At 70.4% G+C, this 11,085-nt stretch carries 12 protein-coding genes and 1 pseudogene; 5 read left to right on the top strand and 8 right to left on the bottom strand.

Annotated features, from left to right (window positions below):
• The 5 genes from eccE to ACRDTB_RS34855 form a co-directional block, all read left to right on the top strand.
• Nucleotides 1-796, top strand: a 796-nt coding sequence (gene eccE / locus ACRDTB_RS34875) for a type VII secretion protein EccE (protein WP_431436504.1), incomplete at its 5' end; no start/stop codon positions are given.
• 115 nt (nucleotides 797-911) lie between these two features.
• The gene (locus ACRDTB_RS34870; RefSeq protein WP_431436503.1) at nucleotides 912-1,649 is read left to right on the top strand and encodes a hypothetical protein; all 738 of its coding nucleotides are present in this window, start codon (nucleotides 912-914) and stop codon (nucleotides 1,647-1,649) included.
• 213 nt (nucleotides 1,650-1,862) lie between these two features.
• The gene (locus ACRDTB_RS34865) at nucleotides 1,863-3,446 is read left to right on the top strand and encodes a S8 family peptidase (protein ID WP_431436502.1); all 1,584 of its coding nucleotides are present in this window, start codon (nucleotides 1,863-1,865) and stop codon (nucleotides 3,444-3,446) included.
• Between the two features lie 285 nt (nucleotides 3,447-3,731).
• On the top strand, nucleotides 3,732-5,309 hold the full coding sequence (locus ACRDTB_RS34860; RefSeq protein WP_431436501.1) for a S8 family peptidase: 1,578 nt from the start codon (nucleotides 3,732-3,734) through the stop codon (nucleotides 5,307-5,309).
• A gap of 74 nt (nucleotides 5,310-5,383) precedes the next feature.
• Nucleotides 5,384-6,334: an MBL fold metallo-hydrolase gene (locus tag ACRDTB_RS34855; protein WP_431436499.1), complete on the top strand. Its 951-nt coding sequence runs from the start codon at nucleotides 5,384-5,386 to the stop codon at nucleotides 6,332-6,334.
• 59 nt (nucleotides 6,335-6,393) lie between these two features.
• Here the strand turns inward: ACRDTB_RS34855 and truA are convergent, their stop codons facing one another.
• The 8 genes and pseudogenes from truA to rpmJ form a co-directional block, all read right to left on the bottom strand.
• The gene (gene truA, locus ACRDTB_RS34850; RefSeq protein WP_431436506.1) at nucleotides 6,394-7,239 is read right to left on the bottom strand and encodes a tRNA pseudouridine(38-40) synthase TruA; all 846 of its coding nucleotides are present in this window, start codon (nucleotides 7,237-7,239) and stop codon (nucleotides 6,394-6,396) included.
• Between the two features lie 233 nt (nucleotides 7,240-7,472).
• Nucleotides 7,473-8,003, bottom strand: a pseudogene (rplQ, locus tag ACRDTB_RS34845) (50S ribosomal protein L17); the annotation flags it as partial.
• On the bottom strand, nucleotides 8,003-9,055 hold the full coding sequence (locus tag ACRDTB_RS34840; RefSeq protein WP_431436498.1) for a DNA-directed RNA polymerase subunit alpha: 1,053 nt from the start codon (nucleotides 9,053-9,055) through the stop codon (nucleotides 8,003-8,005). The pseudogene rplQ and the gene ACRDTB_RS34840, both read right to left, overlap by 1 nt.
• Nucleotides 9,056-9,142: 87 nt before the next feature.
• Entirely contained in the window at nucleotides 9,143-9,748 is a 606-nt protein-coding gene (rpsD, locus tag ACRDTB_RS34835; RefSeq protein WP_431436497.1) for a 30S ribosomal protein S4, read from the bottom strand.
• A gap of 22 nt (nucleotides 9,749-9,770) precedes the next feature.
• Nucleotides 9,771-10,178, bottom strand: a complete 408-nt coding sequence (gene rpsK, locus ACRDTB_RS34830) for a 30S ribosomal protein S11 (protein ID WP_431436495.1) — start codon at nucleotides 10,176-10,178, stop codon at nucleotides 9,771-9,773.
• Nucleotides 10,179-10,197: 19 nt separating this feature from the next.
• Nucleotides 10,198-10,398, bottom strand: coding sequence for a hypothetical protein (locus ACRDTB_RS34825; protein ID WP_431436494.1), 201 nt, complete (start codon nucleotides 10,396-10,398; stop codon nucleotides 10,198-10,200).
• On the bottom strand, nucleotides 10,395-10,775 hold the full coding sequence (gene rpsM / locus ACRDTB_RS34820) for a 30S ribosomal protein S13 (protein WP_431436493.1): 381 nt from the start codon (nucleotides 10,773-10,775) through the stop codon (nucleotides 10,395-10,397). The genes ACRDTB_RS34825 and rpsM overlap by 4 nt, the downstream gene beginning before the upstream one ends.
• A 173-nt stretch (nucleotides 10,776-10,948) precedes the next feature.
• Nucleotides 10,949-11,062: a 50S ribosomal protein L36 gene (gene rpmJ / locus ACRDTB_RS34815; protein WP_010148647.1), complete on the bottom strand. Its 114-nt coding sequence runs from the start codon at nucleotides 11,060-11,062 to the stop codon at nucleotides 10,949-10,951.
• Between the last annotated feature and the right edge of the window lie 23 nt (nucleotides 11,063-11,085).

Here is an 11,085-nt window from a genome sequence, read left to right as displayed (position 1 = left end):
GCTCGTCGACCCGGCGCCCGCGCTGGTCTCGCAGGTCGGCAGCTCGCCCAACCTGCCGCTCGGCGCGCTCGCGCCCTGCCTCGAGGACCGCGGCGTGGTGCTCGACGCCATCCAGGTCATCTGGCACTGCTACCCCGGCAGCGCCGCACTGCCGGCGAACTCCCCCGCGCTCGCCTCGTACATGGAGGTGCTCGGCCCGCTGCCGGCCGCCGCCCGGCGCACCACCTGGGTCGCGGTCCGGCTGGACCCGCGCCGCTGCCCGGCGGCCGTGCGCGAGCGCGGCGGCGGCGTACTCGGCGCGCACCGGGCGCTGATCGGCGCGCTGTCCCGGGTACGCAACGCGCTCGAGTCGCGCGGCGTGACCACCCGGCCGCTCGACCCGGACGAGCTGCTCAAGGCCGGCATCTCGGCCGCCGAGCTCACCGCGGTCGCCGGCTCCAACCAGCGGGTCGGGCTGCGCGAGCGGTGGACCGGCGTGACCGCGGCCGGCGTCGGGCACGCCAGCTACGCGATCACCGGCTGGTCGCGCGGCAAGACGGCGCAGAGCCTGAACGCGCTCACCGGCGTGCGCGCACTGTCCTCGACGGTCGCCGTGTCGATCTCGCCCGGCAGCGACGACAACCAGGTCGGCATGCGCGGGCTGGTCCGCGTCAGCGCCCGCACCCCGGGCGAGCTCGAGTACGCCGACGGCCGGCTGTCCGCGATCTCCGACCGGCTGGGCATCACGCTCACCCCGCTGCGCGGCCTGCAGGTCGCCGGCCTCGCCGCGACGCTGCCGCTGGGAGGGCGGGCGTGAGCGGGAGTGAGGGAGCGTCCGCCGTCTGGACGCAGGTGCGCGCGCAGGCGCGAGGAACGAGCGCCGAGCACGCGACGAGGGAAGACGGCGGTCAAGCGACCGAACGGAGCGAACCATGGGCACTGTGACCGGTTCGAGCAGGCTGCTGGACACCCAGTACGGGGCCGGGCTGAGCCAGGAGTTCCTGGTGCCGCCCGCGATGCTCGACGCGGTCAGCCCGAGCGGCGACCGCGGCGGCATGATGCTCGGCTCGGGCATGCAGGGCGAGCCGCTGACGATCTCCGCGCTGCGCCCCGCGCCGACCAGGATCGTGCTCGTCGGCGGCTTGTACATGGCGCGGCAGGTGGCGCTGCGGGCGATGGCCGTCGGCGCGTGGGTGGTCGTCGCGACGGGTCGCCCGGACGCGTGGCACCTGCTGCAGAAGGCCGCCGGCAACGGGCCCGACGGGCGCCCGGCACCGCTCGTGCAGATCCGCCGGCTGAGCCCGGTCGAGCTGCCCCGCCCGTCCGAGGACGGGCCGCTGCTCGTCGTGCACGACGGCGGGCCGACCCCGCAGGAGCTGTTCCCACCCCGCTCGCCGTGGCAGACCACGGTCTACGTGCTGCCGTACATGCACCCGCAGGCCGGGGCCACCGCGAACGCGGCCGACCTCGTGCTGCTCCAGCGGCTGCCGGTCGGCCAGGCACAGCTCGCCGCGCGCATCTGGCGGCTGCCCCCGCCGATGGTGCACCAGCTGACCAACCTCGCCGACGATCAGGTCGTCGCGCTCGGACGCAACCTGTGGAAGCCGCTTCGGCTGGTCACCACGAAGAAGGAGCAGGCGATCCTCGGGCCGGTGCGCAGGGGCGACTAGGGCAACCGCACCAGAGGGCGAAAGCCCCGTTTCGGGACGCGGCGAGGCCGATTGTTCCCGCCAGCGAATATGTTCACAGTTCCCGACTTTCGTCGGGTGTCAAGGGATCTTGGGTGAACGATCGTTGACGGTGTCCGCTCGCGGACGGAATTTCCCCCACGTCTCCGGTGGCATGAGGGCTACTGCCGGTGACGTCCCTGCAGGAGGAGAGACATGGAACAGTCACGTCGCAGGACTGTGGCGCGCCTGGGCGGGCTCGGGGCGGTCGCGGCCGTCGCCGTCAGCCTCGCGGTCGTCGCGACTGCGCCGGCCGGTGCCGCCGACGAGGGCCAGGTACTCGGCGCCGACTCGGCGACCGCGATCGAAGGCAGCTACATCGTCAAGTTCAAGGACGGCGCCGCGGCGCGGGCTGCCGACACGGCCGCCCAGTACGACGGCACGGTCACCCGGACGTTCACCGCGGCCATGCAAGGCTTCTCGGCACAGATGAGCGAGCAGGACGCCAAGCGCCTCGCCGCCGACCCGGCCGTCGAGTTCGTGCAGCAGAACCAGACCGTCAAGCTCGTCGAGGACCAGCCGAACCCGCCGTCGTGGGGCCTGGACCGCGTCGACCAGCGCGACCTGCCACTGGACAGCAACTACTCGTACGCGACCACCGCCGCCAACGTGCACGCGTACGTGATCGACACCGGCATCGAGACCACGCACCCGGACTTCGGCGGGCGCGCCGCGCACGGCTTCGACGCGGTGGACAACGACGACGACGCCACCGACTGCCACGGCCACGGCACGCACGTGGCGGGCACGGTCGGCGGCACCGCCCACGGCCTGGCCAAGGAGGCCGCGCTCGTCGCCGTGCGGGTGCTGAGCTGCTCCGGCTCGGGCACGACCGAGCAGGTCGTCGCCGGCATCGACTGGGTCACCCAGAACGCCGTCAAGCCGGCCGTCGCGAACATGAGCCTCGGCGGCGGCGTCGACGCGGCCATCGACTCGGCCGTGCAGGCGTCGATCGCGTCCGGCGTCACCTACGCGATCGCGTCCGGCAACTCCAGCGCCGACGCGTGCAACTTCTCCCCGGCCCGGGTGCCCGAGGCCATCACCGTCAACGCGACCGACCTCAACGACGCGCAGGCCTCCTTCTCCAACTTCGGCACCTGCACCGACATCTACGCGCCGGGCGTGGACATCACGTCGAGCTGGCTGGACGGCGGCACCAACACGATCAGCGGCACCTCGATGGCCACGCCGCACGTGGCCGGCGCGGCCGCGCTGTTCCTGGCCGACAACCCCGAGGCGGCCCCGGCCGACGTGGCCACCGCGCTGACCACCAACGGCACGCCGGACAAGGTCACCAACCCGGGCGAGGGCTCGCCGAACGTGCTGCTCTTCACCGGCTCCGGGGACGGCAACCCGCCGCCTCCGCCCCCGCCCCCGCCGCCGCCGACGGGCTGCGACGCCGCGCCCAACACCAACCGAGTGTCCATTCCGGACGCCGGCGACGCGGTGACCAGCGCGACCGAGATCGCTGGCTGCGAGGGCAACGCCGGCGCGTCGAGCACCGTGGCCGTGGACATCGCCCACACCTACCGCGGTGACCTGGTGATCGACCTGGTCTCGCCGAGTGGCCAGACCTACCGTCTGAAGGACTCCGACGGCTTCGACGGTGGCGACGACGTCAACGAGACGTTCACCGTCGACCTCAGCGGTGAGACCGCCAACGGCACATGGACGCTGAGCGTGCAGGACGTGTTCTCCATCGACACCGGCACACTCAACGGCTGGACGCTCGACCTGTAGATCCAGCAGCACCCCGGGGCCGCCTCCGTCCTACGACGGGGGCGGCCTTGTCGTGTGCGGGACGCGGCGGCCGGAGCAATTCGCTCGGCCGGACGGTCGAACTTCTTCCCAGCAGCGTCCATACGTTCATAAGTCGCACAGCGAACACGCCTGGCTCTCTTGCGTCACCACGGTATCCGGGCGAATGTTGATGTGTCCGCCCTGCGGACACTCCACCTCTCCGTCCACAGCCGACGCCCAACGAGGGCTGGGTCGAGGCTGTGCCCTGCGCAAAGGAGACCGGCCATGAGACTGACCCGCCTGATCTCGAAGAGACGCGCCCGCACGGCGTCGCTCGCCGCGGTGACCGCCGTCGCGCTGAGCGTGGGCCTCGGTGCCACGGTGGCCCAGGCCGCGGAGGGCCAGATCCTCTACGCCGGCTCCGCGGACGCGATCGAGGGCAGCTACGTCGTGGTGTTCAAGGACTCGACGATGTCCGCGCGGGCGGTCGCCGACCAGGTGGCGAGCACGGCCGCCGAGTACGGCAGCGAGGTCTCCCACACCTACCGATCCGCCCTGCGCGGCTTCGCCGGCACGATGAGCGAGCAGGCCGCCCGCCGGCTCGCCGCCGACCCCGGCGTCGCGTACGTACAGCAGAACCGGACCGTCCACCTGACGACCGACCAGCCGAACCCGCCGTCGTGGGGGCTGGACCGCGTCGACCAGCGTGACCTCCCGCTGGACGCCAACTACTCGTACTCGACCACCGCGAGCGACGTCACCGCGTACGTGATCGACACGGGCATCCGCACCACACACCAGGACTTCGGCGGCCGCGCCACCTGGGGCACCAACACCACCGGGGACGGCAACGACACCGACTGCAACGGGCACGGCACGCACGTCGCGGGCACCATCGGCGGCACCTCCCACGGCCTTGCCAAGGAGGTCGACCTGGTCGCCGTCAAGGTGCTCAACTGCGCCGGCTCCGGCTCGTTCGCCGGCGTCACGGCCGGCATCGACTGGGTGACCCAGCACCACACCTCCGGCCCGGCCGTGGCGAACATGAGCCTCGGCGCCCAGGGCTCGGACGCGGCCACCGAGAACGCCGTCCGGAACTCGATCAACGACGGCGTCACCTACGGCATCGCGTCCGGCAACTCGAACGCGGACGCGTGCAACTTCACCCCGGCGCGGGTCACCGAGGCGATCACGGTGAACGCCTCCACCCGGACCGACGCCCGCGCGTCGTTCTCGAACTTCGGCACCTGCTCGGACATCTTCGCGCCGGGCCAGGAGATCACGTCGGCGTGGAACACGAACGACACCGCGACCAACACGATCAGCGGCACCTCGATGGCCACCCCGCACGTGGTGGGCGCCGCGGCGCTCTACCTCGCCGCCAACCCGGCCGCGTCCCCGGCGGCCGTACAGGACGCGATGAAGGCCGCGGCCACCCCGGACAAGATCACGAACCCGGGCACCGGCTCGCCGAACCTGTTGCTGTTCACCGGTTCCGGCGGCACGACCCCACCGGACGGCTGCGACCCGGTGACCAACCGCGCCAACGTCAGGATCATCGACAACGCGACGGTGAGCAGCCCGATCACGATCTCGGGCTGCACCGGCAACGGCAGCGCGTCGGCCAGCATCGCGGTGTCCATAGTGCACACCTACATCGGTGACCTGGTCGTCGACCTCGTCGCACCCGACGGCACGGCGTACAACCTGCACGACCGGTCCGGTGGCACCGGCAACGACATCGCGCAGACCTACAGCCGCGACCTGTCCGGCGAGGTCGCCGACGGCACCTGGAACCTCCGGGTCCGCGACGCGGCGTCCCGCGACCATGGCCGCATCGACAGCTGGACACTCGACCTGTGAGCGACGGCTGACCTCTCGGACCGAGGTCTGACCGGGAAGCACTGAGCGGCGCGTTCCCCCGGACGCGCCGCTCAGTGTCGTACGCCCATCAGACGACAGGCACCCGCCGATCCCTGTCGGGTAAGTTCGAGAAGATCGAGACGCGGTGGTCGGCGGACCACCGCGACGTGATCGACCGGCTGGGCGGCGGCGTGGCTCGGCTGGAAGGAGCTGACGGCATGTGGTTCGCCGTGACCAGGCTCGATGCGGGGACCTTCGCGATCCAGGAGCGGCTCTATTGGCAGCGCAACAATCAGTATCTGCTGCTGGGCAGGACGCGGGCGCTGCTTTTCGACTCCGGCTCCGGCTGGCGCGACATCACGCGAGTGATCCGGCGACTGACTGATCTTCCGGTGACGGTGCTGTGCTCCCACGCCCATTACGATCACATCGGCAACCACCGGCGCCTCGCCCGGCAGGCCACCACGCGGATCGCGATGGCCGACCTGGCGGTCAACCGAGGCATGGTGTTCGCGGGCGAGTTTCGTCCACGCCTGTCGACCCGGCTTGCCCCGCTGCCGCGCCCCTTTCCGGTCGACGAGTGGTGGCCGGTGGGGTCGAGCATCGATCTCGGCGGTCGCCGGGTGGACCTGATGGCGATGCCGGGGCACTCGGCGGACTCGGTGGGTTTGGTCGACCGCGAGCGCGGTCTCGTGTTCGTCGGAGACATGCTCTACAACGCGCCGATCTTGGCTGGTGCCCTGCCCTCGGCCAGCGTCCCCGACTACCTGCGCAGCGCGCTGCGTCTGCGCGAGATCCGCGATGGGGCACGGATCTTCACCGGCCACTACGGACCGGAGGTCCCGGCGGGAAAAGTGGACGAGCTCGTCGGCGTCCTACAGAAGGCTCTCCACGATCCCATGGTTTCTTCGCGTCGCCGCTTTGCTCGTCCGTGTACGACCTTCCGCTACGGCAGGACAACCTTGATCGCCGGTAGGAAAGCACTGCGCCGCTCTACGACCGGCGACCCCGAACCGCCTTGCTGAAGCCCAGCACAGTGTCCACAGCAACGCTCCGCGCCGCCCGCAAATGTCGGTCCCTCTCGCTACGCTGGTTTCCGGGGGCCGGAGGCCGCCGTCCGAACATTCCTCGTGAGCTCCGCTCGGGCCGCGAGCTCGTCGTCCGGGGGGTAGTCCACCGCCGCCAGCGTGAGGCCGTGCGCCGGGGCGACCGCGACCGAGCTGGCCCGGGCCTCCGCGTCCAACAGCGAGGCCGGCCACGTCACCGGCCGGCGGCCCTCCCCCACGGCGAGCAGCGCGCCCACGAGGCTGCGGACCATCGAGTGGCAGAAGGCGTCCGCGGCCACCTCCGCCGCGAGCACACCACCGGGCCGGCGGGTCCAGGTCAGCCGCTGGAGCTCGCGGATCGTCGTGGCACCTTCGCGGCGGCGGCAGAACGCGACGAAGTCGTGCTCCCCCAACAGAAGCGCGGCGGACTCGTTCAGCACTGCGACGTCCAGCGCGCGCGGCCAGGTCACGGTGTCCTTGCGCCGCAACGGATCCGCCTCCCACGAGTGGTCGCACACCCGGTAGACGTAGCGGCGCCGGACCGCCGAGAACCGCGCGTCGAAGGCTGCCGGCGCGGGTCGGACCTCGCGGACCCGGACGTCCGGCGGCAGCGCGCGGGCGAGCCGGTCGCGGAACCCCTCCGGCACGGAAAGCAGCTCGGCGGGCAGATCGCAGTGGGCCACCTGCCCGGACGCGTGCACACCGGCGTCCGTGCGCCCGGCAACCGTGAGCCGAACGTCCTCGCGCAACACCATGGACATCGTGTCCTCGAGCACGCCGCACACGGTCCGGCGCCCCGGCTGTCGGGCCCAGCCCGAGAACTCCGTGCCGTCATAGGAGATGTCGAGCCGGAAGCGAACGAGCCCGCCATCCCCGGTGGGGATGACGGGCTCGCCGGGAGTAGGACTCAGGACTCGTCCTCGTCCTGCGACGGGGGCCTGGCGAAGCCCGCCTTCTCGGCGTCCTCCTCGGTCTTGAACCACACCTCGGCGACCGTGCGGTCGTAGTACTCGCTGTCCGGCGTGTGGTACAGCATCGAGTCGGCGTTGCCCTTGATCGGGAAGCCCTCCGGCTCCGAGCCGTCCTCCAGCGCGGCACGGCTGCCGGCGCCGTAGGGGTGCTCGTCGTCGGACTCGCTCTCCTCGACCACGACATCCGACGCGGTCTCCGGAACGACCTCGGCCGCGGGTGCCTCCGCGGGCTCCGTTGTCGGCTCGTCCGTCGTCGCCGCCTTCTTCTCGTCGGCGGCGAACTTGGTCTTGCGGGCCGCCTCGGCCTCGGCCGTGACGGTCTTCTCCTGAACGAGCTCGATGATCGCCATCGGCGCGTTGTCGCCCTTGCGCGGCAACGTCTTGATGATCCGCGTGTAGCCGCCGTTGCGGTCGCCGTAGAACGGGCCGATCTCGGTGCACAGGCGGTGCACGATCTCCTTGTTCCGGATCACCCGCATGATCTGCCGACGGTTGTGCAGGTCGCCAACCTTGGCCTTGGTGATCAGCCGCTCGGCGAACGGCCGCAGCCGCCGCGCCTTGGTCTGGGTGGTGGTGATCCGGCCGTGCTCGAACAGCGAGGTGGCGAGGTTCGCCAGCATCAGCCGCTCGTGGGCCGGGGAGCTGCCCAGGCGGGCACCCTTGGTTGGCGTGGGCATTACAGCTGCTCCGTCTCCGCGTAGTCCTGACCATCGTCGTTGCCGGCATCGCTGACCGTGTCCGACCAGCCCTCGCTCGCGTAGTCCGAGGCGGCGGTGGTCGGGTCGAACCCGGGCGGGCTGTCCTTCAGCGCGAGGCCGAGACCGACGAGCTTCATCTTGACCTCGTCTATCGACTTCGCGCCGAAGTTGCGGATGTCCAGCAGGTCGGCCTCGCTGCGCGAGACGAGCTCACCCACCGTGTGGATGCCCTCGCGCTTGAGGCAGTTGTACGAACGCACGGTGAGGTCGAGGTCCTCGATCGGCATCGCGTAGGCGGCGATGGTGTCCGCCTCCTGCGGCGACGGACCGATCTCGATCCCCTCGGCGTCCACGTTGAGCTCGCGGGCCAGGCCGAACAGCTCGACCAGCGTCTTGCCGGCCGACGCCACCGCGTCCCGCGGGGTGATCGACGGCTTCGTCTCGACGTCGAGGATGAGCCGGTCGAAGTCCGTGCGCTGCTCGACACGCGTGGCCTCGACCTTGTAGGTCACCCGCAGCACCGGCGAGTAGATCGAGTCCACCGGGATCCGGCCGATCTCGGCACCCGCCTGCTTGTTCTGCACGGCCGGCACGTAACCCCGACCGCGCTCGACCACGAGCTCGATCTCCAGCTTGCCCTTGCCGTTCAGGGTGGCGATGTGCAGGTCGGGGTTGTGCACGGTGACGCCGGCCGGCGGCACGATGTCGCCGGCGGTGACCTCACCGGGGCCCTGCTTGCGCAGGTACATGGTGACCGGCTCGTCCTCCTCGGAGCTCACCACGAGCTCCTTGAGATTGAGGATGATGTCGGTGACGTCTTCCTTCACGCCGGGCACGGTCGTGAACTCGTGCAGCACGCCGTCGATGCGGATGCTCGTCACGGACGCGCCGGGGATCGAGGACAGCAACGTGCGGCGCAGCGAGTTGCCGAGGGTGTAGCCGAAGCCCGGCTCCAGCGGCTCGATGGTGAACCGGGAGCGTGTCTCGTTGACCGGCTCCTCGCCGAGCGAGGGCCGCTGTGAAATCAGCACTTTCTTGTTCCTTTACCTCAGGGGCGACCGCTATTTGACGCCCACCGGGATGGACCCGGGAGGCGGCGGACCGCCTCCCGGGGTGAATCACTTCGAGTAGAACTCGACGATCAGCTGCTCCTGCACGGGCACGTCGATCTGCGCGCGCTCCGGCAGCTGGTGCACGAGGATCCGCAGGTTCTGCTGCACGATCTGCAGCCAGCCGGGAATCGGGCGGTCGCCGAAGGACTCCTTGGCCGCTACGAACGGCAGCGTGTTCAGCGACTTCGGCTTCACGTCGATGATGTCGAACTTCGACACCTGGTAGCTCGGGACGTTGACCTTCTTGCCGTTCACCAGGAAGTGGCCGTGGCTCACCAGCTGCCGGGCCTGCCGGCGGGTGCGGGCCAGGCCGGCGCGGTAGACCACGTTGTCCAACCGGGACTCGAGCAGCTGCAGCAGCGCCTCACCGGTCTTGCCCTTGGTGCGCGCGGCCTGCTCGTAGTAGCGGCGGAACTGCTTCTCCAGCACGCCGTAGGTGTAGCGGGCCTTCTGCTTCTCCTGCAGCTGCAGCAGGTACTCGCTCTCCTTGATCCGACCGCGGCCGTGCTGGCCGGGCGGGTAGGGACGGCGCTCGAAGGCACGGTCGCCGCCGACGAGGTCAACCTTGAGACGACGCGACTTGCGGGTCGCGGGGCCGGTGTAACGAGCCATGGTTCTCTACTCCTCCCCCGCCCTAGACCCGACGCCGCTTCGGCGGCCGGCAGCCGTTGTGCGGCTGCGGGGTGACGTCCTGGATGGTGCCGACCTCGAGACCGGCGGCCTGCAGCGACCGGATCGCGGTCTCCCGGCCGGAGCCGGGGCCCTTGACGAACACGTCGACCTTGCGCATGCCGTGCTCGGCGGCCTTGCGGGCGGCGTTCTCGGCAGCCATCTGCGCCGCGAACGGCGTCGACTTGCGGGAGCCCTTGAAGCCGACGTGGCCGCTGGACGCCCAGCTGATCACGTTGCCGGTGGGGTCGGTGATCGAGACGATCGTGTTGTTGAACGTGCTCTTGATGTGGGCGTGCCCGTGAGCGACGTTCTTCTTCTCCTTGCGCCGGACCTTCTTGACTCCGGCGCCGGTACGAGACTTCGGTGGCATGTCTGTGGATATCTCCTGGTTAACGCGAGGTCTGGGGTGCGGCGGGCACGTCGGCCTCCGGCGTCTCGACGGCGCGCCGGATGCGGGTGCCCGCATCGAGGTAGAGGTCCCTGAGCGCCTGCGGGCGGGCGCTCTTGGGCGCCACCTGCAGGGCCATGAACTGACGGTTGCGTCGCCTCTGCGGGACGACGGACACGACGGCGCCGCGGCTCTTGGTCACTTCTTCCCAGCCTTCTTCTTGCCGGCGACCGTCTTCTTGGGACCCTTGCGGGTACGGGCGTTGGTCTTCGTCCGCTGACCGCGGACGGGCAGACCGCGGCGCCACCGCAGGCCTTCGTAGCAGCCGATCTCGATCTTTCGACGGATGTCCGCATTGACCTCGCGTCGCAGGTCACCCTCGACGCGGTAGTTGGCCTCGATCTGGTCGCGGAGCTTCACCACGTCCTCGTCGGACAGGTCCTTGGCGCGCAGGTCCGGGCTGATCCCGGTCGCTGCGAGCAGCTCCTTGGAGCGGGTACGGCCGATGCCGTAGATGTAGGTCAGCGCGATCTCCATCCGCTTCTCGCGGGGGAGGTCGACGCCAGCAACTCGTGCCATGTCTCCTCTAGTTCCGTTGTCTCCAGGTCTGCTCCCCAACCGTCCCGGGTTGCCGTCCGGGCCCCGGCCTGGTCCGGGGGTGAACCGGGTCCGTGTGACCCGGCAGGTGTGGAGAGGGCATCTTCATTTGTGCGTCTGCCTGCTCGGTGCGGCTGTGCTCAACGCGGAACCGCTCAGCCCTGACGCTGCTTGTGGCGCAGGTTCTCGCAGATCACCATGACCCGGCCGTGCCGGCGGATCACCTTGCACTTGTCGCAGATCTTCTTGACGCTCGGCTGGACCTTCACGTCCCTGTTTCTCCTGGCCCTAC

It is taken from the genome of Actinophytocola sp. (assembly GCF_050699935.1).
In the GTDB taxonomy this organism is placed as follows: domain Bacteria; phylum Actinomycetota; class Actinomycetes; order Mycobacteriales; family Pseudonocardiaceae; genus Actinophytocola.
The sequence above is the reverse complement of the archived record's forward strand: the minus strand, read 5'-3'. Positions and strand labels throughout refer to the sequence as shown.